This is a genomic window from Leptospira bandrabouensis (assembly GCF_004770905.1).
GTDB classification, from domain to species: domain Bacteria; phylum Spirochaetota; class Leptospiria; order Leptospirales; family Leptospiraceae; genus Leptospira_A; species Leptospira_A bandrabouensis.
In genome coordinates this window covers 594921-621680 of sequence record NZ_RQHT01000014.1, presented here as the reverse complement: position 1 = coordinate 621680, position 26760 = coordinate 594921, and the positions used below count along the sequence as shown (strand labels likewise).

The following is a 26760-nucleotide window of genomic DNA, read 5'->3' as shown; positions in this document are numbered from 1 at the left end:
TTTAGGAGGGACTAACCTTATTTTTTGGCTAGAAGTTCCTCTTTTCTTTCGCGAAGGTGTTTCACATAAAGGCTAGATTCGCCGTTCATAGTTTCCACTGACTTTTTGATGGCCGCATCAATTTCAGCTACCGTCATTTTCGCGATTTTTTTGTTCTTCTTTTCTTTTTCTTCTGACATGGAAGTTTTCCCCTTTTAGGTACGTCACTGAGATTCTTCCAGGGTTTCCTCATGAATCGAGACTGCAAGAAAAATAAGACAAAAATACTGACAAGTTGCAAATTGACCTCATGAAACGACTCCGACGATTTTTCAGCGAAGTTTACCTGTATGATGTCCACGGACTTGCTTCGGAACTTTCCTTTACTTTTCTTCTTACGCTTTTTCCGCTTCTCGTTGTTTTTGTGACCTTACTTGGACTTTTGCAAGATCCAAAAACCATCAATTTGATGACGGATCAAATTGGAAAATTTTTACCGGCTCCCATTTTCCAACCCATTGACAAAAGTGTCGAAAATCTAACAAAAGTTAAGAGTTATAATGTAATTGCTCTTAGCATAGCGATTTCCTTTTTTTCGAGTTTAACGATTTTTGGAACCATATCCAAAGCCCTTCGGTTTATTTCTCGGGATGAAACCAAAGTTGGATTTATCGCATCTCAGTGGATTAACTTTCGTTTGCTTGTGATCTCTCTTGTTTTACTTGTTTTGTATTTTTATTTAACTTATGGAATGGTGCAAACAGAAAGGTTGTTGTTCCAAAAGTTTCGATTTGGTTTTTTTCGAAACCATCCTTATTTATCTGTCTCTCTCATTATTTTACCCTATAGCATTGGACTATTTACATTTTATTATGCTTATATTACCAAAGCAAAAACGACTTTAAAAGAGAATTTACCCGGAGCCATTTTTGCCTCTCTTTTGGTTCTTGGAATGAGTTTTGGATTTCAGTTTTATTTAAAAATGAAAAACGTAGGAGTGAATTATTCCTTAGCTTACGATCTGATTTCTAAAATGGTAGTTCTTATGTTGTATACTTATATCAACTCGACGTTTTTTATTTGGGGATTTTTATGGAACCAAGTCCTTGCCGATGACCGGAATAAAAAGTCTCAATCTAAAAAATAATCAGGCTCTAGAATCCGTGGACAGAACGATATGATAATTCCGAAGTAGTGACGTGCGAGTGAAAAAAAGAGCCACTCTCCACCGGAAGAAAGGATATCATCAGCATCGAGATCTGTGTATCCTTTTTTATGAAATAACTGGTCTAAACTCCAGTTTTCTTCTCCTGGAATGACTTGGACCTTGAGATGGGCATAAAATTTGTTCTCTTGGTGATGATAACGAAATACTAATGCTCTTCCACCTAACGGATTTCTGATGGTAAAGGTTAACCAACTAGGAAAATCATTATCCGGTTCTGAACTCAGGTGGTAAAGTTCCCAACCCACATCTTTAGCATTTCCAAAAAACTCCTGAAAGCTGGATGTAAAAGCAGATTGGTATTCGGCAGTGATTCCCATTTCTTTTTTGATAGAATTAAAATATCGTATTTATTGTAAATTCTATCTATCTTTTTCATTTGAAGTTTTAAGTGGTTTTTTACAAAGAAAAACAAATTCCAGTTTCCCTAAGAATGAGTTCCATTAGGATGGGGACCTGAGGTTTGCAACATGATCGAAACCATCAATATCAATTGGCCAAGCGGTGCAATCGATCCCGTCATCCATTGCCCAGCTTGTGGTAGTTTGGTCTTAAGTCCATTAGAGGAAGAGGGGCCAGGTTGCCACCATATTCAGTTTATCATCGATAGTGAATCAGGTGAATTTAACTACATCACAGAACCCTTCGATGAAATTTTAAAAGAATTTCGTAAACCCGGTGTAGAAGAATTTGATGAATGGGATGCTACAGAAGTTTTTTTAGAAGAAGCAGAATCGAATACATTTTATGTAATGAATTTAATTTTACCTAGCAATGTTTCCATCGAAGATGATCCTGTTTGTCTTCGCATTGGATTTGAATTATTTTTTAGTGAAGACCAAGAAGAATTGTACGAAGAATTAGAAAGAAGACATGATGAGGACGGATTACATGACCACAGCCAGAACTAAAGTTTTTAAAATCGGAATACTTTTCCCTTTATTTTTTATACTCACTAATTGTTTAATCAGTTATAAAGATCATCCTAAAATTCTTCCTTTGCCTGCAGAAGAAAAATCGAATGATGCCAACTTTGTTTATGCTCTGCCAACTTTTCCTCAAATGAATTTAGGGGGACGAGAAGCTTTAAAAAACTATTTTCAAAACAAAACTCGTTTTAAAAACACAGTGGAAGGTGTGGATGTACCTAAATCTGGGTATTTGGTAAATGTAAAGGTTAACTACCGTTCACCGTCTCCAGAAGCAACTGTGTTTCTTGGAATTTCCACTTTGACTGCCACTCTCATTCCTGCTTGGTCCACACAAGATGGGTACGATGTGCAATACCTACTTTATAAAGATGGAAAAAAAGTGGGAACCTATGAATATCATATCTTTAGAAATTATGCGCAGTGGTTACTTTTCATTCCTATTTCTTGGTATAATTTTGAAACGGCTACAGAACGAGAGGTATTCGAAAGAATGACACTCAAGTTTTTTGAGGATGCTAAGGAACATTTCTAAAACCATTGGATTTCAACTTTCAAATATACAATGAATTTGTCTGGGGTTTTTGGCCAGGGATCATAGTTGTATTTGGAGTTGGTTTTTTTGTTGGATATTTAGCTTCCTTTTTGGGACTCGGGGGTGGATTTATTTACACTCCCTTCTTTCATAGTTTTTTTCATTTAACGGCTGTTCAAGCAGTTGCCGTTTCTTTAGCGCAGATGCCTGTGTCTTCTCTTTCAGGACTTTTAGTTTATTACAAAAATAATAAAATTCGTTGGAAACAAGGCCTACTTTTGCTTTGTACATCAATTCCTTCGGCTCAGTATACTGCCTATAAGTTTGGAAGATTTGAAGATACAGAACTCGGCAAACAACTGTATTACGGAATTCCATTATCGGAGTTTATTTATCTCATTGTTTTTACTTTTTTTCTCGGCATCCTCGCAATTTATAATATGATCACTGCTTTAAAGAGAAGAAGGAAATACTTTCAATCGATAGAAGTGCAGTCACAAATTTCAAATCCAATTCCGTCGGTTGGATCTTTATCATCTGGATCAAATCAAAATATAAATTCTCAAAGGGCAACTGATTCGAAAATTAACGAAAACGAGGAAGAATCCTTTTCCTACTCTCCCAAATCTATATCGATAGTTCTTCTTACGGGAATATTTTTTGGTTTGTTCTCTTCTTTATTTGGAATTGGCGGAGGATTTCTCGCTGTTCCATTATTTGTTTATTATTTTCGCATGAGTCCTGTGGAAGCGGTGGCTACGTCTTTTTTAGGAATCTTTCTTACTTCTTTTGGAACCAGTGTGCTTTTTTTTATGCAAGGGAAGTTACATTTGGAATTAGCAATCATTGGAAGTTTTGGTGGGATTTTTGGGGCAAGGATTGGTTCTCTAAAAGCAGTGAATGCGAAACCATATAGTATTCTCCTTGTTACTGCTATCTTTCAATTTTTGGTAGTGGTATGGTATGTACTCGGAAAACTTCCAAAATTCTAATTGCCATTTTTTGTTTCCCATTATAGATTTCGTCTAAGTTATATAACGGCATTATGAAATTAAAATTTCCCGAAGACCAACTAGTTACAACAAAAGAAGGAAAGGTTCCCAAATTATATAGTTGTGCCGAATGCCGCAATGGGGCAGGTTTAGATTTTTCATTTACAATGGCTTTCCAACCCATTGTTGATTGGAACAAAAAAAATATTTATTCTCATGAAGCACTGGTTCGTGGAACCAAAGGGGAATCTGCTTATTCCATACTTTCCAAAGTAAACTCCAATAACAGATATCAGTTTGATCAATCTTGTCGTATCAAAGCTATCCAACTTGCAAGTCAAATTGGGATTCCATCTTATTTGAATATTAACTTTTTGCCGAATGCTGTTTACCAACCAGAGACTTGTATTCGAGCGACCCTTGAGGCAAGTAAAGAATTTCAATTTCCTTTAAATCGATTGGTGTTTGAATTAACGGAAGGCGAAGAGGTGCAAGACCATGATCATATCATTAATATTTTTAAAACTTATAAGCAATATGGTTTTTTGACTGCGATTGATGATTTTGGTTCGGGATACTCTGGACTCAATTTACTCGCTAAATTCCAACCCGACCTCATTAAGTTAGATATGGAACTGATCCGAAACATCCATACCAATTCTGTAGCTCAAAAATTAACCAAAGCCATTGCAAATGTATGCCAGGAAATTGGAATCGCAGTGATAGCTGAAGGTGTAGAGACTACCGATGAATTGAAAGTTTTGGTAGATATGGGAATTTCTCTCTACCAAGGGTACTTGTTTTCCAAACCAGCTTTTGAATCTGCGGGTGAAGTTGTCTATCCCGCTATTTAAATCAGGAAACTACTCAATTCACGTCTAGGGGAATTGTATTCGTACGAACTCCTTCCCATCCTTGCTATCAATTGGATTTGTTCTTTTGATTTTAGACCAAGGATCGTTTTCAATTGTTTGGTGAACTCTCTACTTTCAGGATAATCTTCTACCGATTGGTTCATGGTGTGAAAGGCAACTTCTCTGACTGCACATGCCAAAGTGAGACGCATAAAATCCCGGCCAGTTTCTATCCAAGTTCTTTCCTCATCAGATCCTTCCGTGATGAAAAACACAAGTGCCTTAGAAGAATACACTTGCTTTTGGAACATTTGAATTCCCGCTTCTTTGGCAGATTCAGAGTGCCATGATTCTTTCGATAGATCCACAAAGAATGTTTTTGCAAACCAAAGTTTGATTCCTGAAAGTCCATTTCCTTCTAATGTGAGTCCATCTCGTTTTGTATAAATGTCTTCTTTCGAAACACGAAACCATTTCCGATTCAGTTCGTTGGATTCCGTACGATTGGTTTCCATTGCAAAGGCCGCATCCAAAATAGGAAGTATGGATTCTAATTGTTTTGGATCATTTACGAAGAGTAATTTATGTTTTGTGGGACCCATTAAAATTTTTAAGTCTTCTATTTCTTCCTTGGAAATTAAATTACCAGAATAAACGGAACGGTTCATTCTACGATTGGGGACACCGGCAAATAAAAAATCATGAACACATTTAGTTTTTGGGAAAATTTCAAATTTTGCAACGGGCAAATTAGAAAAGGTTTTTGGTTCCGGTTTGCCTTTTGGGAAGTAGGTGATTTTTGTATCAAACATTAGTTTATCGGCTGTTAAATGAGCAAGTTCCAAAAAACAACCTTGTGTGTGGAAAAATTGTCTGTTGAGAGAATCGATTTCAATAAGTTGTTTTTCTTTATCTCCAAAAAGTAAAAATTCTGAATCGGAAACCTTCTTTATTTTCCATGGTTGCGAATTATGGGAATTGGGTGCCAGGAGAGCTGTGACAAGGATCTGGTCTATTGGTTTGGTTAAACCAAGGGACTCCGCAAATCCTAAGGGATCTTGTCTATGGAGTGTTGCATCTGTAGTGCTATAAGCATATAAATTATTTTGTAATGCAGAGAGTGACACTAGGGCACCTGAGGCCAAACTGTTCCATAAAAAACTTTTTCTTGTGAGCTTCATTATTTTTCCATTTATGGTTCTAAACCTTAATTGGATAGGAGTCTAATATAAAATGTCAACCAACTCTGAACCTTTTTCCATTGATATCGTCTCTGATGTAGCTTGTCCCTGGTGTTATGTCGGAAAAAAGAAACTAGAGTTGGCCCTCCAGACTGTAGGTAACAAAATTGATCCCCAAGTTCGATGGAGACCTTTCCAACTTTCTCCAGAAATTCCTGAATCTGGGATTGATTACAAAGAGCACCTAACACAAAAATTTGGAAGTTTGGATCGGTTGGATGGTGCTTGGCAACGATTGACAGAAATTGGAAAATCGGTAGGCATTCCTTTTCAATTTGAAGCTATCCCAAAAGCTACCAATACACTCATTTTACACGCCCTGGTTGCGGGACTTTCGACTTTAGAAGAACAAGCAAAACTCGTAGATTTGTTTTTTGCCGCGAACTTTACTGAAGGAAAAGACCTTACAAATAAGGAAGTGATTTGGGAAGTAGCAGAACCGATTTATAAAGATCGCACCAAATTTGAAGCCATCTATTCAAATCCTGAACTCAAAGAAAATATCAGACAGGAAATTTCTTATTACCACCAAAATGGAATTAGTGGCGTTCCTTACTTTATCATAGGTGGAAAGTATGCTGTGAGCGGGGCACAAGATGCTTCTGTTTTTGTAGAAGTCATTGAAACTGTATTAAAAGAACGCGAATCAGAAAAACCAAGTTGATAAATTAACGTTTCATCTTGACCCGACATTCAAGATTTTTAGATTGATTCTACCAGCAATCTATTTATGAAAAAAATTATTCATTTCTTCGTCTATAAACCATTAGTTGCCAATTTGGTTTTTATCTTTTTGTTCCTTGCGGGAATGATTTCAGTTTTATCTATGAAACGGGAAGCATTTCCTCGAGTGAATTTTCGCCAAGTGCGAGTCCTTACCGTATATCCTGGGGCAAGCCCAGTGGATGTGGAAAAAAAAGTAACCATTCCCATCGAAGAGAAGTTACGCGAAGTAGAAGGTTTGGATTCGGTTCGTTCCATTTCTCGAAACTCCGAATCCGATATTAGTATCAAAATTGATTTAGAACATAATAACCCCGATGGTGTTGTCAATGATATCAGGCGTGCTGTAGATCGTGTCACCAATTTACCGATACAAGTGAAAGATCGCCCCATTGTCACTGAACAAAAAAGTTCCAACTTTCCCGTGTTAGAAATGGCGATACACGGTGCTATGAATGAAATGGAACTTCAGGAAATGGGTAGGTTTATCGAAGATGAAATGCGCAAAGTAACAGGTGTTTCGCGTGTGGATGCTTTTGGTAAACGAAAAGAGGAATGGCGCATTCGTGTGGATCCCGAGTTAAAAAAACGATATACACTTGGATTTTCTGATATCATCAACGCTATTTCGAAACGAAATATCAGTGTTCCAGCTGGATCTTTTTTACGGCCGATTACACAAGACATACGTGTGACGGGAGAAATTAATGAAATCAATGATATTAAAAATATTCCTATTCGTTCTAATGAAACTGGAAATACAATTTTATTATCTCAAGTAGCAAATGTAAAAGATACTTATGAAAGGCCTCGAGTCATTGCTATTGTAAATGGCGAACCAGCCTATGTTTTACAAATCATTAAAAAAGATAGTGCAGATATCATTCGTACTGTACAAGCTGTTCAGGAAAGAATTAGCGAATTAAAAAAACAAATACCTGCGAATATTCAATTTACAGAATTAAATAATGAAGGGGCTCGTGCCATCAAACGATTGGATGTCGTGATCACCAATTCGCTGCAAGGTTTGTTTTTGGTGGTTGTTGTACTCATTCTATTTTTTAGTTTGAAAGATTCGTTACTCACAAGTCTTTCATTGCCGCTAACGTTATTTGCAACAACCATTGCATTTCCTATCTTTGATGTATCTTTCAATTTAGTATCGATGCTTGGGATTATCATCTCACTAGGGATGCTTGTAGATAATAGCATCATCATTTCCGAAAATATATACAAACATAGATCTCGGAAAATGGATTCAAAAGAAGCCGCCGTTCTTGGTGCAAGCGAACTGTTTGTTCCCATCATTGGTTCTTATTTAACAACCGTTGCGGCATTTTTACCAATGGCATTTATGTCTGGAATTATGGGTAAATTCATCTGGCAAATTCCATTTATGGTGATTGTGGCTTTGACTTTATCTTTGTTTGAATCATTTTTACTACTTCCTGTGCGTTATGCACAGTTTACTTCGCATGAAGTAAAAAAACGTTCTAAACATCGTGATAAGTTTCGATCGATTTTAGACAATGGATTTGATTCTTTAAAGTCTGGATTTACACGTTTCATTACTCGCGTTGTGAATCGTCCATTTTTAACACTTGGTTCCGTTCTCATTGTGTTTCTATCATCCTGCGGGCTTGTAGGGCTGATGAATTTTAATTTATTTCCCAAGGAAGGGATTGATTATGTGATGGTTCGTGCGGAATTTCCGCCTGACTTTTCTTCGCAAGAGACCGCAAAACAACTGCAATATTTCCAACCTATTTTGGATAAAATTCCTAAAAAAGAAGTACAAAGTATTATTTTAAAAATTGGAATCCAACAAACAGATCCTACCGATCCATTAACTCGGATAGGGGAGCAGTTAGGAATGGCACAAATCATTTTAGTTCCTGAAACAGAAAGGAAACGAACCGCTCAGGAAATTTTTGGTGAATTGGAACCCGATTTAAAAAAACTACCGAATGCAGTATCTGTGATGGTGGATTTGGTAGTTAACGGACCTCCTATTGGTGCTGCCGTCACTGTTGCAATAGAAGGAAGGGATTATAAAATCCTAAAACAAATTTCCAACGAGATGCAAGATTTTCTTAGAAAACAAGATGGAGTCATCAATATCAACGATGATTACAAACCAGGTAGAGAAGAAATTCAAATTCGAGTAAAAGATACTGCCTCTGCTATCACTGGAATTGATACTGAAATTACGGCATATTATGTTCGTACGGCAATGGAAGGACTAGAGGCATCTAACTTACGTAAAGGTAAGGATGAAGTTCGAATTATTATTCAAAACGATGACAAGTTTCGAGATGGAGTTGAAGATTTGGATTCCATTCAAATCTCAAACAAATTTGGCCTTCTAACACCGATTACTGCAGTAACAACTAAAACTACTGTCCAAGGAATCGAAGCTTTGTATCATAATGATTATGAAAAAGCAATTACGGTTCTTGCCGATGTAAACGAAGCAATCACAAGTTCTTCCATCGTAAATAGTAAAATTGTAGATGAATTTGGAAACATTGGCAAAAAATATCCTGGTTATAAAATCAAATTTAGAGGGGAACAAGAAGAGACTGCAAAATCAATGGTATCCCTTTTGATTGCTGGAGTGCTTGCCCTTTTTGGAATTTTTGCCATACTTGCGATCATCTTCAATAGTATTAAAAAACCTATACTCATCTTACTTTCCATTCCATTGGGATTTGTAGGAGTTGTGTTCGGATTTTTGATTTCTGGAAAGGCTTTAAGTTTTCTTGCCATGATTGGAATCATTGGTCTTGCGGGAGTGATTGTGAATGCTTCGATTGTACTTGTAGATACAATTCAAGAATTCCAAGCAAAAGGCGAAGGTTTGTATGAGTCTTTGGTTACTGCCTCTTCGGAAAGGTTCCGACCAATTTTAGTTACAACAATGACAACGATGGCGGGTATGATTCCCACTGCATACGCGATAGGTGGATCAGATCCACTTCTCATTCCAATGACATTGTCATTAGCTTGGGGACTTGGATTTGGAACCTTTGGATCCCTTATCTTTATCCCCGCTAGTTTCTCTGCTTATTACAAACTAAAGAAACGAAAATAAAAATTTGTTAGTAATGATTCAGAACGTCTTCGGCAAAACCGAGGATGTTCTCGAGTTTTAGTTTTTTCCCATCATCTAAAATCACTGTTCCATTAAATTTTCCAAACACTTGGTGTTGGACTGTTTTAATCACTAAAAAATTCATATAGGAACTTCGATCCACAATAGGTGTAAAATCCAATTCCAAACGATTGTTATTGGAAGTGAATTTCCAAGGTGCCATATAATTTTTAGTATCGATGATAAAATTTACTTCATCGAGTTTATGAATTTTGCCATCGTAAAAGATGACGTTTTCTGAAGCAGGAGTCCTATCAGTAAACCCATATCCTAAGTTGAGTCCAAAAGGTTTTCCACCTAACCATGCGGATACGGAACCCCAATACCATCTATTTTTATAAGTCCATACTCCGCGTCCCCAATCCAATCCACCAAAATCTTTTTGGGAATCAAATTGATAACTAGTATTACCTACTTGTACTTGGCCAGATGCAGGCATACAATTGATTTTGGTATTATAATAAAATGCCTTTCTGTTTTCTTTCCATGAAGTTGCGATATTCATTGAATCCATTTTTGGTTCACTCAGTTCAATTTTACCTTGGATTCCTTTGCCTCCATCTGGAGCTTCAAAAGACTTAGATTCAAACTCTAATATTCTTTTTCCAGGTATCATTTCAAAACGGATACGAAGTTTTTTGTCCTCGAATTGAACGACTCCACTATGATTCACACGTGGGAATCCAGTTTTACCAAGAGGTAAAACGGAAAGGGTGTCAATTTGTTTGAATATTCCTTTTTTAAAATCCAAAAAACAAATAGCAAATAATCCCGCATAACCCAAATCAGATGCAGTGATTGTAATTCCAAAATCTTTTGAAGGAGATAAAATGGAGTAATAATCCCATTCTTTGATTCTTAGAGCTGAGGCTGCAATGTTTTCGCGATTATAGGTCCATAGAGGTGACCTTGCCCAACCTTCTTCAGTGAGGGTTCCATCGGCATTGAGTAGAGGGATTTGTTTTTTAATCTCTGGCATGAACCGATTTAAAAGGATTTATTACTTTCGGCTAGAAGTTTTTATCAGATTCGATAAGAGCGAATTGACAGAAATCGAATTCCTTTGCAGACTCGGTTTCGCTTACTCACCACAAACAAGGAAAAACGAACCATGAGTCCATCCATTCCAAAAGAACAAAATTTCGATTATGACTTTATTATAGTCGGTTCCGGCTTTGGCGGTTCTGTTTCTGCTTACAGGTTATCACAGAAAGGTTATAAAGTTTTAGTGATCGAATCCGGAAAAAGATGGAAATCTACCGACTTTCCTAAAACCAACTGGAGCCTTCGAAAATACTTATGGATGCCCAAGTTAGGTTTTTATGGAATTCAGAGAATCAATTTGCTCAATGATTTTTTACTAGTAAGTGGATCTGGTGTGGGCGGCGGTTCCTTGGTGTATGCATGTACTTTATATGTTCCTTCTTCCAAAGTTTTAAATTCACCTCTGTATTCCCAAATGGGTGGGGAAAAAGCTCTATTACCATATTATGATGTTGCTAAGCACATGTTGGGAGTGACAGAAAACCCACAACTTTGGGAACCAGATCACCTTCTTTTAGAAACAGCAAAAACATTTGGCAAAGAAAAAACCTTTCGAAGGACCCCTGTAGGAATTTATTTTGGAAACAAAAAAGATCCTAAAGATCCATTTTTTGGAGGTGATGGCCCTGATCGTGATCCTTGTAATTTCTGTGGTGGTTGTATGGTGGGTTGCCGTCACAATGCAAAAAACACTTTGGATAAAAACTATTTATACTTAGCTGAAAAGTTAGGTGCTGTCATCCTACCTGAAACCAAAGTCACTTCTCTAATCCCACTCAATGAAAAAGGCCTACCTGATCCAGAGGCAAGTGGAGAGTTTGGTTATGAATTGGAAACTAAGAGTACAACAGGTTGGTTTGGTTATCCGAATAGAAAATTTCGTTCACAGCAAGTGGTTTTGTCTGCCGGGGTTATGGGAACCGTTGGTTTACTACTTAAGATGCAACAAGAAAACAAAATGATTCGTTTATCTGAGAAGTTAGGTGATACGGTTCGAACGAATAGTGAAACCGTACTTCCAGTCACAGTACCTGCAAACAAAGGTGCGGATTATTCGAGGGGAATTGCCATTACTTCTTCGGTCCATCCTGACGAAAATACTCATATAGAGCCGGTTCGTTATTCCAAAGGATCTGATTTTTTCGGTGTTCTTGCGAGTGTGATGACCGATGGAGGAGGAAAGTTTCCAAGACCTCTTAAATTTTTTTGGACTATGCTTCGCCATCCCATTTACTTTTTAAAAGCTCATAACCCAGTTGGCTTTGCAAAAAATTCGATCATCTTACTTGTCATGCAAACGGTTGACAATAGCGTACGACTTGTACGTAAAAGAAGAATCATTTGGCCTTTCCAAAGAACCATCACTTCCGCTCTTTCCACTGGCGAACCTACACCAACTTATATTCCGATCGCCAATGCTTTTACAAGAAAATTGGCAGAGATTGTTGGTGGAATTCCCAGAAGTTCCTTAAATGATACACTACTGAGCGCACCAGTCACTGGACATATTATGGGAGGTTGTATTGTGGCTGATTCTTCAGAACGTGGTGTGATCGATATGGAAAACAAAGTTTATGGATATGAAAACTTACGAGTTTGCGATGCATCCATGCTTACCGTAAACTTAGGAGTGAATCCAAGTTTGACCATCACAGCCCTATCCGAACGTGCAATGAGTTTTGTGCCGACGAAAGACAAAGCAGCCACTAAATTTTTAACATTTGAAACTAAAAAAGGTTTCGATAAGATTCTTGGATCGGTCCCTAAAAAATCTTCTGTTAAAAAATCGACTTCTGTGAGGAAACGCGTATCATAACCTAAATGAGTTTGATAGACATAGCCAAATCAGGTAGTATTGAAGACTGGGATGTTGCGATCAGTGTTGGTTCAGATCCTAATGAATTAGATTCCTATGGAACGAATGCGCTCTCTTGGATGTTGAAGATGGAGAGTGCTGAGCTTTTCCGTCATGCCATCCAAAAAGGTGCTGATCCATTATCTCCTTACAGCACACCAGGAAACGTAGTCTTTGATGTACTAAATCAAAATAAAGAGTCGTTTCTCCAAATCTTAGTGGATACTGTTTCTGTTTGGAAAAACTCTAACCACCTTCTTACCAGGGATAAACATGGGAATACAATCTTTCATTTGGCAGTCCTTGAGTCGGCGGAATCAATTTTGGAGGTTCTTGTTGATTCATTAACCGAAGAGATAGTTTCCCTACGAAATGAAGAAGGGAGATCGGTATTTTTAGAAGCGGTTGTAGAAGATCGGTTGGAGGTAGTGAAAGGGCTACTTTCAAAGTTTCCGGAAGTGGTTCATCACAAAGACCGGGAAGGGAAAACTGCACTCCACTTGGTAGCAGAAAGAAACTTACATGCGTTATGTTCTTATCTTTTAGAAGAAGGGAATGTTTCATTAGAAATAAAAGACGAATTGGGGAATACTGCCTTATTTTTATCTGCTTCGGCTGATGCGGTGGAATGTTTGACAGACCTTCTTTATGCCGGTGCCAATCCCTTTGTTTGGGGAGAAAACGAAGAATCAATCACTAGGTTACTTGACCGTGAAAAATTTGGTCACTCCTTTAAAACCTGGAAAGACTTTGTGATTCAAAAAGCAATCCTCGGTGCCGGGTATGTACGCCGTGAAGAAATGATTGATTACATTCGAAAAGAAAAACCTTTCAAACCAGAAGAACTAACCAAAGCAAAGTTAGTTGATCTAATTTGATCTGACCTATTTTATATGTGAATCAAACTACTTTTGTGGGGTGGAATCATTCCCTATAAATTTTGGTCCATAGTTTCCTTCTCGGTCCGAATAGGATCTCTCTGATTTGGGACTTTCAAAAGTATAATGTTGTTCTACATTGGTTTTGAAAGGAGCATTCTCTGGAGATTCGCCGTATTGGTGTAATTCTCTAATCCTTAAATCGGATCGTGGATGTTTTCCGAGTCTTCCTTGAAATCGGAAAAAAGAGGATAACCTTGGATCTACTTTATGGTGGCCGTCAGGATCTTTGTCTGCAGGTAACCCCACCCAACCAGGTTCTTCCCAAGCAACTAGTCTTTCAATTCTTTGTTTGATCATTTTCCTGGCATCTACATAACGAGTGGAACTGTGTTGGTTGTCTTCAGAGTTTTCACTGGTTTGTTTTGGTTTATCGATAATTCCTGGGCCAATTTTAACACTCGTTAAATCTTTTTCGGATAAGTCTCTGGGAATGATAAGAATGGAGTTTTCAGGATCAAAACTTGGAAATACATCCCAGGGATCAGAAATATAATTAAAAAGGGCATTCCCTGCGTGAAGTTTTACCGTATAACCACCATAGGCTGATGTAGGATTTCCTCCATCGGAACCCATATTCCCCTTTGCCACATATAGAATGGGATGGTTTTTTAAGGAGTTGATATTACGAAAATCAGTATCAAGTAGGATATGGTCATGGCCAGTAAGTAAAATTCGTTTTGGTTTTCCTTCTTTTGATACAAGCAGAGCATAAGATTCTAAATCCCCTTGGTGGATGTTACCGAACTTGGTTGGTCCTTCATTCCAATCATACCAAATCCAATAAGAAATAACCATGTCGCCGTTTCCAAAATCATACCAATAGTTTCCATTATCTCTAAAACCTGGTAAGGCTATATCTTGTGTTCCCGATACAGTTGATTTGGCGTAACGTACATGATAATACAAATGGGTTTGTTTACCTGATTCTCTTAGGTCTGGAAATTCCACATAGTTCCAAGTGGTCCCCCCAAGGGATTTGCGACGAATGTCTTTATTCGGAAGTGTGTATTCTTTTGGCTGAAAGAAGTCTGCATACTTTTCTATGTTAGTTGGTAAGTATTTTTTATCTTTATGAAAGACAAGGATGGGTGCAAACTTACTTGCTAACTCTTCTTGTTTGCGATCGGGAATTAAATTCTCTTGGCTAACAAAAATAAACTCATGAGTGATGTATGGATTTTTTAAAAATGAATCCGAATTTTGAATCCAAAATGGATTGTGTCCAGGTGAATATTTCCCGTAAACTTTTTCGATTCCCTCTAAACGAATGGAAAGATGTGTCCACTGGTTGGGAATCGATTCTTGAAAAGTCATCTGGTCTGTGAGTCCTTGCAGTGGTTTTGTGGCTTTGTGTGTTTTTATAGAAACTGGAGTATAACAGTCTTTAGCCTGGATATCGGGACAGGAATAAAATTTAAGTGTGTAAAAAATTCTTTCCCCTTTTAATTCCTTTGGAATGGATTTGAGTTTGAATTGGAATCTGACAGGGTTTGGATTTAAATTTGAAATTTCCAAGTCTTTTCCATTGGAACTGGAACAGGAAATAACAAATAGTAAAAATAGAGCTAACGAAAAGTAGGTGGTAGTTTTTGCGATTGGTTTCATTTTATTTTTAGGCATAAAAAAACCCCTGAATCCAGGGGTTTTTCAAATCAAAAATGCTAAGATTACTCAGCGTCTTTTTTTGCTTTTTTCTCTTTTTTGGCTTTCTTAGCTTTTTTAGCCTTTTTCTCGCCATTTTTATTATTCTTTTTCTCTTTTTTCTCACCGTCTTTGTTGTTCATTTTTTCTTTTTTAGGTTTAACGGTTTCGGAAGCTTCTTCAGCTTGCATTGTAGGCTCTTCGTCTGCTTCTGTTTGTGCAAACAGACCAAAAGTGCTGAAAGAGAAAAGAGAGAGAATCACAAGAAATTTTTTCATTTTTTACCTCGTATGGAATGTGGACCTATTAGATACTATTCGGAAGAATAGACAATCGCAAATTTTGAGTTTTTTGTGAATTATTTACCCACACAAAATTTGCTAAAAATTCTCCCGAGGATTTCTTCATTATCCACATGACCATTAACTTCACCAATTTCTTTGAGTGAGGAATTGATTTCCTGGATATAAATTTCCGCAGGTGCTCCGTCTTCCATAAGCCGAATTGCTTCCGATAAACTAGTTTCGATTTTTTGAATATGGAATCTTTGCCTATCTTCTAACAAAACTACGTCTTCAGAGTTATCTTTAGAAATAAGTTTTGTTTTTAAGAGTTCTAATAAATGGGGGATTCCAACTTTGGTTTTACAGGAGATTTCCGTGAATTCTAATTCGAATTCACTCTCTAGTTCCTCGAATTGGTTTCGGTTCCAATCTTTATGTTTTTCGTCTATTTTATTGGCAACAAGGATGGCTCCTCGTAGTCTCTCTTTATGTTTTGTTAAAAACGAACTTTTGTCGAACGGTGCGGAAGCATCGATAAGAAGCAATTTTACATTGGCGCTATCGGCTTCCCGTTTACTTCTTTCAATACCCATCTGTTCAATGTTATCTGATGTTTCTCTAATTCCGGCAGTGTCAACAAGTCGAATCGGGATTCCATCCAAACTCAGTTCTTCTGCAATATAATCCCTAGTGGTGCCAGGAATATCTGAAATTATGGATCTATCTTTTCCAATCAGTAAGTTCATCAAGCTCGACTTACCAGTGTTTGGTTCTCCAAATAAAACAACTGTAGATTGTAAAATTAAAGTTTCTGCCCGTTCCGAATCTTTGATTAATTTGGAACAGAGATTTTTCAAAGAAATCATTCTATTTTTTCTTTCTTCTAAACTTTCAAAAGTTAAGTCTTCGGTTGAAAAATCAATTTCTGCTTCACATTCGGCTTTGAGTGAAATGAGATCACTTCTGATTTTGGAACTTAATTTTGTGATCTCACCAAATACGTTTTTTTGAGCTAATTCTAGTTCATACCGAGAGCGTGCTTCTATGAGTCGCCCGATGGCTTCCGCTCCCGATAAATTGATTTTTCCATTTAAGTAAGCTCGTTTTGTAAACTCACCTTTCTGTGCAGGCCTTGCTCCTTTATCAAAAAGAATTTGTAGGGCACGTTTGAGTAGAATTGGATTTCCATGTAAATGAAACTCTGCTAAATCTTCCCCTGTGTATGAGTTAGGTGAAGGAAAATAGAAAAATACAATTTGGTCTAATGGTTTATCGGCAGAGAAAAAATCGCAGAAAATAGCAGTGCGTTTTTGGTTTTTTATAAATTCTTCAGTAAGGGGAGATCCATTCTTTTGTAGAACGGCAAGGGCAATTGGCAATACGGCAGAGCCCGATACCCGAAGGATGCCAATCGCTCCGGGTCCTTGGGCAGTGGACAATGCCGCAATGGTATCAATCAAGATCTTCTTGGTCTACTCCGTCTGCAAAGTCTTCTACTGGAAGGCCTTTTTTAGATGGATCTTCCAAATCTTTGTATTTATGTTTTTCTTTTGCAGAGATGACACGAACTCTTTTAAAAGTTCCGTTTCCTTCCGATCTTGTGAATACTCTTTCGTCATCTTGGATTGCCATGTGCACAATTCTTCTTTCGAATGGATTCATTGGATCGAGTAGTTTGGATCTTCCAGATTTGATTACGGATGCAGCAACGGATTTTGCCAATCGAATGAGAGATAACTCCCGTTTGTCGCGATATGATTCAATATCCAAAACGATTTTTCGGTTATGACGAATTTTTGGATCAACCATTAAGTTAAGAAGGAATTGAAGAGAATCTAAAGTGCCCCCTCTTTTACCAATGATGAGTCCAGATTCTTTACTGGTAAGTTCGACATAGATTTTTCCATCTACATCACCCATTCCAACAACCTCAGCGGGAATTCCCATTTTTTTCAAAATGGTAATGATCACTCCGTGGATAATTTTTTCGGAAGGGATATCGTTGTTAGCAACAAACGCACGTACAACGGCTGGTTTTTTTTGTGTGATTCCTAAAAATCCGGATTTCCCGGAATCAACTACTTCGAATCGTAAATCGCCTGGTTGGAGACGAAGTGTTTCGAGAGAATATTCTTCTGCCTCACTTTTCGTTTTTCCTTCGGCTTCGAAAATGTAATTATTCATCTGTGATCTTCCTTGTTAAACAATGATTTCATTTTTTCTTTTTGTTTTGGTTTCTAAACCCAGGTCTTGCAACCGTAGAAGCTTTGTTTGCTGGTTCAGGACCATTATTAGTAGGTTTTTTATCTTCCGATTTTCCGAACTTATTCGTATACACTTGTTGTGCGATGGATAGAATGTTTTGCATTGTCCAATACATTGTCACACCAGCAGGCATTGACCAGAAGAAGTATAACATGATTACAGGCATCATATACATCATCATCTTTTGGTTTGGATCAGTGGAAACCGTTGTCATTCTAGATTGAACTACTTGTGTTGCCACCATGATGAGTGGTAAAATGTTGATTCCGAGTGCACCAATGAAGGCCAACTTTGGAGTTGTATAAACAGTATCAGGTTCACTTAAATCTTTGATCCATAAGAATGGTGAGTTCCAAAGATCCACTGTGTCAGAGAACGCAGTATATAGCGCGATAAAGATAGGGATTTGGATGAGCATTGGAAGACAACCCGCCATCGGATTGGTTCCGTTCTTTTTGTATAACTCGACTGTTTTTTCTTGTTTGAGTTTTGGATCATCCGCATACTTTTCATTGATGAGTTTGATCTGTGGAGATAACTCCTGCATCTTCTTCATCGATTCCGCCTGTTTTTTGTTCAGCGGATAAAATGCCAATTTGAAGAGGATAGCAAAAATGACGATTGCCCAACCATAATTAGGAATGACGAGATAAATCTTTTTTAAGATCCAAACAATTCCATTACGAAGTGGAGTTGTAATCCCTTGGTTAAAGGATTTGTCGAGAGAATCACTAAGGCCAGCAAACACAGAGTCTTTGTTGATTTTTGGATCGAGTTTGCTATCGCGGAAAGCGGTTCCATCAAGTTCTCTAACACCGACATACGCCGCATAATCTAAGTTTACTTCCTCACCAGGTCCTAGTTTCCAATTGTCATAAACAAGTAGAACTCCTGTTTCATTCCCTTTGCGGTTATCAAGGAGGACTCCAGATGGGTTATCATTTAATGGGTCAATGACGCCGATGAAATAACGGCTTCCCGTTCCAACAAAATCCACTTTGTCATTCGAACCTTTTTTGATTTCGTAACGAGTATCTTTTCCATCATTGGAACCAAATAGGTTATCAAAAAAACCTTGTGTGCTGGTTCCATCTACGTGGTCTTTAAAACTTCCATCCAAATAGTAATAACGAAAGTAGTGAGCATTGTCACGGTCATTAAAATCTTCTTTTTTCTTAAGAACTGGTCCAAGGGAACTAAAGGATCTAAAGTAAACATCTGATTTAGATGGAGAAATATTGATAGTTTCTGCGGATCTGTTTTTTAGGGATAAATGAAATTTGAAATAGTTTTCTGAAGGAAAAAATTGAAATTTCTTTTGGATTAAAAATTTTCCATCTAACGAAGGTGCTTCGAAGATTACTGTTTTAGTTTCGGCATTGTAACTGGAACTAAAGTTTACTAAGTTGTATGCAGAAAAAGGAATGGTGTCTTTGTCTTCAATGATATTGAAGTCAAAACCTTGTCCTCTTGTGAGTTCTACTGCTTTTTCTGTTTTTCCATCAAACTCAATTTCAAATTTAGGATCTTTTGCAATGACAAACTCGGAACCATCTGGTTCTTTATGATCTTTAATATAATATTCTGTAATCCTTCCACCTAAACTAGAGAAATGGACGAGGAAAGAATCAGTTTTTAACGAAAAGGTTTTTACGTCTTCTGGTTTTACTGGATTTAACTTTGTAGATTCAGTAGTTGGTTTTTTTATTTCAGATTTTGTGTCCGTTGAGCTTTCGTTAGGTTTTACTTTTTCGGAACCTTCTTTGTTCGAAACTTCATCCGCAGTTTTTGGTTTCGGTGGTTGTGGTGGAAAAAAGATATAGTTAATCCCCATCCATACTGCTAAGCTTAGGAATAAAGCGAGGAATAAACGACCTTGTCTGTTAGTGGAATCATTTTGCATAAGTTAACTCTTGTTAAAGGATTTCGGTAAAGGGTCATGTCCACCTTCGTGATAAGGGTGACATTTAGATATTCTGATTACACTAAGAACAAACGCCTTATACCAAGGATAAGTTTCAAACGCTTGTTTGGCGTATTCAGAACAACTGGGGGTAAACCGGCAAGCCGGAGGCAATAGAGGGGACAGCAGTTTTTTGTAGAGGTAAATAAGAACCAAAAACAGCCGATTCATGGGAATTGTTTTAGTACCGAAAGGAACAACACCTCTCGGTCTTCCTTAGATAGTTTCGCAAAATCTTTTTGAACCAGTAGGGCACAATCGTATCCTACTGGTATCGAAGAAAGATATTTCCTGACCAGTTCTCGGAGAATTCGTTTCGAACGGTTGCGAAGAACGGCTGTTTTGTGAGTTTTATCGGGGCAAAATAAAAAACTGGCAAACGGAAGGCCGTTTTTTCGGACAAGCCATCGCATCGGTGGCCTGCCCATTTTTCGATTCTGACGAAAAAGTTCCTGGATCCTGGTTTGGTCGCGAAGGGTCTCCGCTGGAAGCTCCTAAATTAGAACTTTCTCCCGATTTTTTCGTCGGAAACAGTCAGTTTAGCCCGGCCTTTTCTTCTTCTGTTGGCTATCACATTTCGTCCGCCTGGGGTAGCCATTCTGGCTCGGAATCCGTGAGTTCTCACGCGTTTAATTTTACTCGGTTGGAATGTACGTTTCATGAAACACCTAATTAATCTATATATGATCGCAAAAATATGAGGTCTTTTGAAAGGTTTTTGGTACCCCCATGGAAGTCAAGGGGAATTGGGAAAAATGATTGGACACGGTCATTCTTATGAGACATAAGGCAAAAACTTTTCAGAGAGTTCACAGTATTGGCTTTCCCAACGAGTCCTATTCATCTCTTTATCTGATTTAATGGTTTTCTGAATCAAAGTGGAAAAACAAACCTAATTCTATGGCAGGCGAACCGGCAGTTACTTCAAAAATGTACTTACGCACTTGTCATTGGATCAAAATTTCCCTATTGGTTTTCGTACTTTATTGGTTATCGGCTGCTACTGAGGAACTAAATTCAGAACCAACGAACATTGAAAAAAGGTCAGGGATCTTCACTGATTCTAAAAAAAAGCAAACATCCGTTTCGTTTGCAAGTAATCATTTTTCACAAGATATTCGTTTAGATTCCGCATTGAATGAATCCATTTTATATTTTAAGCGTACACCCAAAGATTCAAAATTTCGGTTTGCGCAGACGGAATATTCGAAGGAGGAAGTTCTTCAGTCTCTAGAGGAATTACAACAATTAATACACGATAATACAAATGAAGAAATTCAAAACAAAATCCAAAAACATTTTCACTTGATGGAATTAAGTCCAGCGGAAGGGCCACCTACTATAACAGGATATTATGAAGTACGAATTTATGGGAAAACTAAACGGGAAGGAGAATTCCAATATCCGGCTTTGTCTCCACCTACATCGGATTCTCTTTCGGTTGAAAATCCCAAATTTTTTCCAAGAGAAAGATGGAAAGAAAAGTCTACTTGGGAAAAATATTCCAAACCAATCATTTTCATACGTTTGACAGACTTACATTTAGCACAATTAGAGGGATCTGCTTTGGTCCAAACAGAAACAAACGAAAGGTTTCGTATCAATTATGCTGCCGATAACGGTAAGGATTATATTAGTCCTTCTGTGTTCCTTAAAGGAATATGCCCCAGTCTCAAACCTTATCATCTTTCTGACTGTATCCAAAAAAAACCTAAAGAAGTTTCAGATGCTATTTTTAAAAATCCGAGGTATATCTTTTTTGAGAGAGAAAGTCTATCGAGTTCAAAATCTAAATCTGCCGAATCGGTTTTTGGTCCATTCGGAAGCCAAGGGATTCGTTTGGTTTCCTTCCGATCTGTTGCTATGGATAAAGAGGTTCCTTTGGGATTTCCAGTTCTATTATCTTTTCAATCAAAGGATTGGTCACTCAACCATCATTTGGTGTTTGTTCATGATAGAGGTAATGCAATTTCTGGTGTTGGTAGATTGGATTATTATTTGGGAAATGAAAATGGAGTGGAAGAGGTCGCCAACAATTTGTTAACCAAAGGAAAGGTAATTTTATTACTCCCAAAAAAGAAAAATGAAAAGCAATTAGATAAAGAAAACAAATCCAATGAGAAATTCTAAAAGTAAATGTTCCATTCGGGTATGAATCATTTACTTTTCATTTTTAATTCCTTCATAGAAAATAGAAAAAATAGTTTCCATTTCTTTTTCTGGATCAATTGGATATTTGGGTGCTAATACAAATTTAGTAATTAAAAAACTAGCGGCCAAACTAAAAGAAGCCCTTACAATTTGATTCGGATCTAAATTCTTTCTGATCTCACCCGTTTGCTGGAAATACTCAATGGCTTCTACTGAAGTATCGTATAAATTGATTTTCCAAAGATTCCCAAAGATCTCTGCAAATTCTTTTGAGAAAAGAAGGGCACCGAGAAGAAGTTTTAATTTTTTAGGTTCTTTTGCGACAGCAGTATACCTTGCTTTTAAAATGGAAAGATACCATTCTTTAAAGTTTGGTTTGAGAGTTTGTAATCTTTCTTTGAGGTCTGACATGTGACCAGGAACAATCGTTGATAATAGTAATCCTGATAAAACTCGTCTGTATAAATCATTCTTTGAGGGAAAATATTTAAAGAGAGTTCTTTCTGTAACGTTTGCCTGTTTTGCAAGTTCCGCTGTGGTAGCTCCATCAAATCCTAATTCTGAAAAAACATTTTCAGCCGCTTCTACAATGTCTTTTTCCTTTGTTGAACTCGGATTTTGATACGAATCAAATTCGTTCTGTAATAACTTTAGGGTCAGTTTCATGGGCTCAGCCAGTCTCCGTTTGGATTCATTTTTTATCGCCTGCAGAATTTTTCGATTGATTTTTTGTATAGTATTTACTTTACATTGAAATAGTTGATGTATAGTATTTACTATACATGGAGGCTAGTATGAAAAAAGTTAAATTGGGTTTATTACCAAAATTAGAAATTCGCTGGAATCGGAAGTCTGTAGATTCAGCAGAATCGGGAAGAGAGATACTGGCCGATGGACGGGTCAAATACTGGATTAAACATGATACTATTAGGGGTGTGTATCCCAAAATGTTGGTTTGGTGGTTCCAACATTTAGAAGGTGATATCGAATATGAAGGAAAGATTTACAATCGTTACCATGTTTGGCATCCCGAAGACCATGTACATGTCAGTTATGAAAAAAGAAAACCAGATGGTAGTGTTGGGCCAGGTGCGGAACTTCGAATCGTGGAATACTTGGGAAGGAATAAAAACTATTTAGTGAATGTAGTCAGTCCCATCGAAAAATTAGATGAGGAAGGTTTCATACATAATCCGAAACTTAATGGGTTTTTACCCATAGCAAGAATGGAATATTCTTTTAAAGAATGTCCAGAAGGAACTCGTTATGAAAATTGTTTGATTGTTGGTTGGAAGGGAATTAGTTTTAAGTTTTTACGACCTATCTTTGAGTTTTTGTTTTTTGATAAAAATCACGGTTTTTTTTGGATCAAACATAACATCGAAGAAGTGGGTCAGTTCGAAAGTTTTTTGCCAGATCTTTATAAGAAAGAAAATGAAAATACCATTTAATAGAATATTTATTTAGTATGTAATTCACATTGTTCGGCGTCTGTTTCTAATTCAATGGTTGTATGGATGATATCAAATTCTAATGCAACCATTCGAATTTTTTCTTTGATCTTTGAGAATTCGTTTAGTTTTACATTTTTGTTAATTAACACGTGTAAGGAGGCAACATGATGGTTTCCGTCCAAACTCCAAATTTTGATATCATGTACTGATTGAATTCCTTTAATTTTTTCCCAATGTTCGATAAGATGATTCCGATCGACCGATTCAGGAACTGCTTGTAACATTACAGTCATAACTTGTTTGATGTTACCATAGGCATTCCATAAAATCCATAAAGCGATCGCAAGCGAAAGCAAAGGATCAAACCAAGGCAATTGAAAATACATCATAACAACACTTCCGATAAGGACAGCTATCCATCCGAGTATATCTTCCATAAAATGGAGAAACACCGCCTTTTCGGTGAGTGATTTGCCGTGGTTGAGTCGAATCATGGCAGCACCGTTTACTACCACTCCAATAATAGCTAATACAAACATAATATTTGCTTTTGTCTCTTCTGGAGTGATGAATCTTTTGATAGACTCAATGATCATAAAAATGGAACCAACAGATAGAATGACAGAGATTATCAGGGCTCCGAGAATGGAGAATCGCTTGTAACCATAATCAAAATAATTGTCTTTTGGTTTTGTAGAGATTTTTTGCAAGTACCAAACTAGAGCCAGAGATAGGGCATCGCCAAAGTCATGGAAGGCATCGGAGATAATCGCAATACTATTGGAATAAATTCCACCAACTAATTCTAAGAGAGAAAAACTTAAGTTAAGTGCAAATGCCCACGCCAAATTTTTAGAAGAAGAAGTAGAATGTAGATGGTTATGATTGTGTGAGTGGTGGTCGTGATTAGAATGATTATGACCTTGTCCCATAGGGGATATATTTTTAGATTCGTTTTTTCTCTGCAACTAAAGAAAGAGCAGAAAACAAAGCCAAATAGAAGTTTTGTTATCTTCAATCAAATAGAATTTGAGGTTTTGAATACAGGTAACCTTGTACCACATGGCAAGTAGTTTGCTTTAGGCGGAGTAGTTGTTCTTCGCTTTCGATCCCTTCTGCGATAGTTTTGAGTCCTAAAGAATCGGCTAAATGACAAATAGATTCTAAAAGTAGAAAATTTCGATCCGAACAGGCGATGTCATCTAAAAAAGATTTATCAATTTTTAATTCATCAAATTGTATTTTTTGCATGTAATGCAGGGATGAATAACCTTTTCCAAAATCATCTAAAGAAACGGAAATTCCTTTGGATCTAAGTTCGAATACAATTTTTTGAATCGTTTCTATTTCATCTAAGAATACATCTTCTGTAATTTCAAAGATTAGATTTTTAGGATCAATTTTATGATCCATCAAATAATGAATGATGTATTCATTGAAGTTGGGATATAAAAAAAAAATTGGAGAGATGTTAATCGAGATTTTAATTTGTTTTCCATATAAATCCAATAACCTTGGGATATGAGAAATTACCTTTTCGAAAATACATTTTCCAAATGGAACAATTAAGTCAGAATTGGTGATGATGGGTATAAACTCCTCAGGAGAAACCTCTCCAAATTCAGGTAAACTCCACCTGGCAAGTGCTTCCAGACCAACTGTCTCTTTGGAAGTGATATCCACTTTTTCCTGGTAAGCGATTTTGAAGTTACTGTGATTGACTGCTTTCTCTAAATAGTTTTTTAATTTTTGTTCTCTTTCTATTTTAAGTTCCATCCCTGCTTGGAACCAAACTAACTTTGTTAAGTGTCCCTCTCTTGCTACGTTCATTGTAATCGATAGTTTTCGAATCATTTCATCTAAATTGGTTGCGTCATTTGGAAATTGGAGTCCAGAAACTCGGTATTGTAATCTATGCCCTAAACGATCAGGAGTCAGCAACTCATTGTTATTGAGATCAAAATTTACAATCGCGGTTTCAATTTTTAATTTTGTAGAATTTTCAATCCAAATGATAAATTCATCACCGCCCAAACTGGCAACTAAAATGTCCTGTTTTTCATCCGTATATAACTTTAAAACACATCCAGTTAAGGTTAAAATTTGGTCACCAAATTCGATTCCATGTAACGCGTTGATTACTTTTAATCCTTTTAAGTTGATTAAAAGAAGTAAGGATTCTGATACACCAGAGCTGATTCTATTTTGAATTAATTTGTCGAATAAATGTCTATTTGGTAAATGTGTTAATGAATCGTAAAATGCTAGTTTGTCGATATGTTTTTGAGATTTTAAAATTTTGCTTCTCGATTCTTTGAGATAAACTATATTTTTAATTAGTTTGGAACGAAGTCTTTGGATCAAAAATCCAGTTAAAACAGAAAACAAAATTAAACTGATCGAATTAAAAATCCATTCTCTTGGATTATTGTTTCTGATACCAAGGGAATCAGGAAAACGTATGAATGAAAAATAAATGAGACCACCGAATAATGCGGGTAATAGCGATATGGTTAGTGAAGAAACTAAACTTACTATTGGAGGAAGAAATACATAAAAAGAAACAATGATAAACGCTAAGGATATTTCTGCACTTCCGAGAAGTCCACTTCTTACATAAGAAAATACTGAAATAAACACCGTAGTGCAGATCAAACTAAAAACACGAATGATTAATGGTACTTTGTTCTTTAATAAATATTCTAAAAACAAAATTACTGAGAAACTAAGATCGACGGCAAAGAAAAGATAATCTACTTCACCTTGTCTTGTAAGTAGGGGAAGAAGGTGCAAACCAGAGGCTATGGCAAATAAACCAGAGGCTGCTAAAAGAAATCGGCGCAGTAAAGGACTTGTATCTTTTTGGAATTTGGTCCAATAAACATATTTATTTTTGTCTGCTACCATTGTTATTATGAGACGACAAGAACTCCTCCGGTATACTTAAAAAAGCCTTTTCTTGGCAATTGGTCAAGAGGAAGATATCCTTATTGTGACGAGTCCTAATTCATTACCAGCAAAGTCCCCCCAGGAATCAGCAGTAGAAACGCGGCATATTGTACTTCCCAATGATGCCAATCATTACGGAACAGCGTTTGGTGGTGCTATCATGAGTTGGATCGATTTAATTGCCGCTATGTCAGCCCAGAGGCATTCTGGTCGTGTGGCTGTAACAGTTAGTATCGATCGAATCAATTTTATTACTCCAATTCAAATCGGTGATCATGTAAATTTAAAAGCTATGGTAAATTATGTCGGAACCACTTCCATGGAAGTTGGTGTACAAGTGAACCGTGAGAATCCATATACTGGTGAGATGGTTCGTGCGACTACCGCCTATTTGTCGTTTGTTGCTTTAGATGAAAATAAAAAACCTTGTGTTGTTCCTCCTTTGCAATTAGAAACTGAGTTAGAGAAACGTAGGTTTGCGGAAGGAAAACTCCGGATTGAAATGGCAAAGGAATTTGCTGCCAAAATCAAAGCCGGTAGGAAAATCATTTAGAAGATAGATTTTTTTCTGGAACAAATTT

Annotated in this window: 26 protein-coding genes and 1 pseudogene; 12 read left to right on the top strand and 15 right to left on the bottom strand. The window is 37.0% G+C overall.

The window, feature by feature from the left end; all coding sequences use genetic code 11:
* Window positions 1-17: 17 nt before the first annotated feature.
* A complete protein-coding gene (locus tag EHR07_RS19090; RefSeq protein WP_004786402.1) occupies window positions 18-179 on the bottom strand; it encodes a hypothetical protein in 162 nt (53 codons plus the stop codon).
* Between the two features lie 110 nt (window positions 180-289).
* On the opposite strand from EHR07_RS19090, the gene EHR07_RS10080 reads away from it, so the two are divergent.
* Window positions 290-1126: a YihY/virulence factor BrkB family protein gene (locus EHR07_RS10080; protein WP_135744969.1), complete on the top strand. Its 837-nt coding sequence runs from the start codon at window positions 290-292 to the stop codon at window positions 1124-1126.
* Here the strand turns inward: EHR07_RS10080 and EHR07_RS10075 are convergent.
* Window positions 1111-1524: a hypothetical protein gene (locus EHR07_RS10075; RefSeq protein WP_135744968.1), complete on the bottom strand. Its 414-nt coding sequence runs from the start codon at window positions 1522-1524 to the stop codon at window positions 1111-1113. The two genes, EHR07_RS10080 and EHR07_RS10075, sit on opposite strands and share 16 nt — an antisense overlap.
* A gap of 150 nt (window positions 1525-1674) precedes the next feature.
* Between EHR07_RS10075 and EHR07_RS10070 the strand changes: the two genes are divergently transcribed.
* Genes EHR07_RS10070 through EHR07_RS10055 form a run of 4 tightly spaced genes read left to right on the top strand, consistent with a single transcriptional unit; the run spans window position 1675 to window position 4514 of the window.
* Window positions 1675-2115: a hypothetical protein gene (locus tag EHR07_RS10070; protein ID WP_135744967.1), complete on the top strand. Its 441-nt coding sequence runs from the start codon at window positions 1675-1677 to the stop codon at window positions 2113-2115.
* Complete coding sequence (locus EHR07_RS10065) at window positions 2096-2668, top strand: LIC12231 family lipoprotein (RefSeq protein ID WP_135744966.1); 573 nt, start codon at window positions 2096-2098, stop codon at window positions 2666-2668. Before EHR07_RS10070 ends, EHR07_RS10065 begins: the two co-directional genes overlap by 20 nt.
* 5 nt (window positions 2669-2673) lie before the next feature.
* Window positions 2674-3660 carry a sulfite exporter TauE/SafE family protein gene (locus EHR07_RS10060; RefSeq protein ID WP_135744965.1) on the top strand — a complete coding sequence of 329 codons (987 nt, stop codon included), beginning with the start codon at window positions 2674-2676 and terminating at the stop codon, window positions 3658-3660.
* 53 nt (window positions 3661-3713) lie between these two features.
* Window positions 3714-4514 carry an EAL domain-containing protein gene (locus EHR07_RS10055; protein WP_208739745.1) on the top strand — a complete coding sequence of 267 codons (801 nt, stop codon included), beginning with the start codon at window positions 3714-3716 and terminating at the stop codon, window positions 4512-4514.
* Here EHR07_RS10055 and EHR07_RS10050 read toward each other — a convergent pair.
* Complete coding sequence (locus EHR07_RS10050; protein WP_135744964.1) at window positions 4511-5695, bottom strand: Acg family FMN-binding oxidoreductase; 1185 nt, start codon at window positions 5693-5695, stop codon at window positions 4511-4513. The two genes, EHR07_RS10055 and EHR07_RS10050, sit on opposite strands and share 4 nt — an antisense overlap.
* 52 nt (window positions 5696-5747) lie before the next feature.
* Here EHR07_RS10050 and EHR07_RS10045 point away from each other — a divergent pair, with 52 nt between their 5' ends.
* Window positions 5748-6419 (top strand): DsbA family oxidoreductase, encoded by a 672-nt coding sequence (locus EHR07_RS10045; protein WP_135744963.1) that lies wholly within the window; start codon window positions 5748-5750, stop codon window positions 6417-6419.
* Between the two features lie 66 nt (window positions 6420-6485).
* Window positions 6486-9572, top strand: coding sequence for an efflux RND transporter permease subunit (locus EHR07_RS10040; RefSeq protein WP_135744962.1), 3087 nt, complete (start codon window positions 6486-6488; stop codon window positions 9570-9572).
* 7 nt (window positions 9573-9579) lie between these two features.
* Here the strand turns inward: EHR07_RS10040 and EHR07_RS10035 are convergent, their stop codons facing one another.
* Window positions 9580-10611 (bottom strand): DUF2804 domain-containing protein, encoded by a 1032-nt coding sequence (locus tag EHR07_RS10035; protein ID WP_135744961.1) that lies wholly within the window; start codon window positions 10609-10611, stop codon window positions 9580-9582.
* A 132-nt stretch (window positions 10612-10743) separates the two neighbouring features.
* Between EHR07_RS10035 and EHR07_RS10030 the strand changes: the two genes are divergently transcribed.
* Together EHR07_RS10030 and EHR07_RS10025 are read left to right on the top strand one after the other, a co-directional pair.
* On the top strand, window positions 10744-12492 hold the full coding sequence (locus EHR07_RS10030) for a GMC oxidoreductase (protein WP_135744960.1): 1749 nt from the start codon (window positions 10744-10746) through the stop codon (window positions 12490-12492).
* Between the two features lie 5 nt (window positions 12493-12497).
* On the top strand, window positions 12498-13409 hold the full coding sequence (locus tag EHR07_RS10025; protein WP_135744959.1) for an ankyrin repeat domain-containing protein: 912 nt from the start codon (window positions 12498-12500) through the stop codon (window positions 13407-13409).
* A gap of 27 nt (window positions 13410-13436) precedes the next feature.
* Here the strand turns inward: EHR07_RS10025 and EHR07_RS10020 are convergent, their stop codons facing one another.
* The 8 genes and pseudogenes from EHR07_RS10020 to rpmH all read right to left on the bottom strand — a co-directional run bounded on the left by EHR07_RS10020 (window position 13437) and on the right by rpmH (window position 20286).
* A complete protein-coding gene (locus EHR07_RS10020) occupies window positions 13437-15077 on the bottom strand; it encodes a hypothetical protein (RefSeq protein ID WP_135746248.1) in 1641 nt (546 codons plus the stop codon).
* A gap of 62 nt (window positions 15078-15139) precedes the next feature.
* Entirely contained in the window at window positions 15140-15391 is a 252-nt protein-coding gene (locus EHR07_RS10015; protein ID WP_135744958.1) for a hypothetical protein, read from the bottom strand.
* A gap of 80 nt (window positions 15392-15471) precedes the next feature.
* Window positions 15472-16857 carry a tRNA uridine-5-carboxymethylaminomethyl(34) synthesis GTPase MnmE gene (gene mnmE / locus EHR07_RS10010; RefSeq protein WP_135744957.1) on the bottom strand — a complete coding sequence of 462 codons (1386 nt, stop codon included), beginning with the start codon at window positions 16855-16857 and terminating at the stop codon, window positions 15472-15474.
* Window positions 16850-17581 (bottom strand): RNA-binding cell elongation regulator Jag/EloR, encoded by a 732-nt coding sequence (gene jag, locus EHR07_RS10005; RefSeq protein ID WP_135572193.1) that lies wholly within the window; start codon window positions 17579-17581, stop codon window positions 16850-16852. The genes mnmE and jag overlap by 8 nt, the downstream gene beginning before the upstream one ends.
* A gap of 28 nt (window positions 17582-17609) precedes the next feature.
* A complete protein-coding gene (gene yidC, locus EHR07_RS10000) occupies window positions 17610-19565 on the bottom strand; it encodes a membrane protein insertase YidC (protein WP_208739743.1) in 1956 nt (651 codons plus the stop codon).
* A gap of 3 nt (window positions 19566-19568) precedes the next feature.
* Window positions 19569-19796, bottom strand: a complete 228-nt coding sequence (gene yidD, locus EHR07_RS09995) for a membrane protein insertion efficiency factor YidD (RefSeq protein WP_083901907.1) — start codon at window positions 19794-19796, stop codon at window positions 19569-19571.
* Window positions 19793-20095, bottom strand: a pseudogene (locus tag EHR07_RS09990) (ribonuclease P protein component); the annotation flags it as partial. The pseudogene EHR07_RS09990 and the gene yidD, both read right to left, overlap by 4 nt.
* Before the next feature lie 29 nt (window positions 20096-20124).
* Window positions 20125-20286, bottom strand: coding sequence for a 50S ribosomal protein L34 (gene rpmH / locus EHR07_RS09985; RefSeq protein ID WP_081431642.1), 162 nt, complete (start codon window positions 20284-20286; stop codon window positions 20125-20127).
* Window positions 20287-20525: 239 nt separating this feature from the next.
* Between rpmH and EHR07_RS09980 the strand changes: the two genes are divergently transcribed.
* On the top strand, window positions 20526-21755 hold the full coding sequence (locus EHR07_RS09980) for an MltA domain-containing protein (protein ID WP_135744956.1): 1230 nt from the start codon (window positions 20526-20528) through the stop codon (window positions 21753-21755).
* Window positions 21756-21785: 30 nt separating this feature from the next.
* On the opposite strand, the gene EHR07_RS09975 is transcribed toward EHR07_RS09980, so the two are convergent.
* Window positions 21786-22442: a TetR/AcrR family transcriptional regulator gene (locus EHR07_RS09975; protein WP_135744955.1), complete on the bottom strand. Its 657-nt coding sequence runs from the start codon at window positions 22440-22442 to the stop codon at window positions 21786-21788.
* Between the two features lie 128 nt (window positions 22443-22570).
* On the opposite strand from EHR07_RS09975, the gene EHR07_RS09970 reads away from it, so the two are divergent.
* Complete coding sequence (locus EHR07_RS09970) at window positions 22571-23227, top strand: DAPG hydrolase family protein (protein ID WP_135744954.1); 657 nt, start codon at window positions 22571-22573, stop codon at window positions 23225-23227.
* 8 nt (window positions 23228-23235) lie between these two features.
* On the opposite strand, the gene EHR07_RS09965 is transcribed toward EHR07_RS09970, so the two are convergent.
* Window positions 23236-24162, bottom strand: coding sequence for a cation diffusion facilitator family transporter (locus EHR07_RS09965; RefSeq protein ID WP_135744953.1), 927 nt, complete (start codon window positions 24160-24162; stop codon window positions 23236-23238).
* An 82-nt stretch (window positions 24163-24244) separates the two neighbouring features.
* Window positions 24245-26137 (bottom strand): putative bifunctional diguanylate cyclase/phosphodiesterase, encoded by a 1893-nt coding sequence (locus EHR07_RS09960; protein WP_135744952.1) that lies wholly within the window; start codon window positions 26135-26137, stop codon window positions 24245-24247.
* Between the two features lie 85 nt (window positions 26138-26222).
* On the opposite strand from EHR07_RS09960, the gene EHR07_RS09955 reads away from it, so the two are divergent.
* The gene (locus tag EHR07_RS09955) at window positions 26223-26732 is read left to right on the top strand and encodes an acyl-CoA thioesterase (RefSeq protein WP_135746245.1); all 510 of its coding nucleotides are present in this window, start codon (window positions 26223-26225) and stop codon (window positions 26730-26732) included.
* The last annotated feature ends 28 nt before the right edge of the window (window positions 26733-26760 follow it).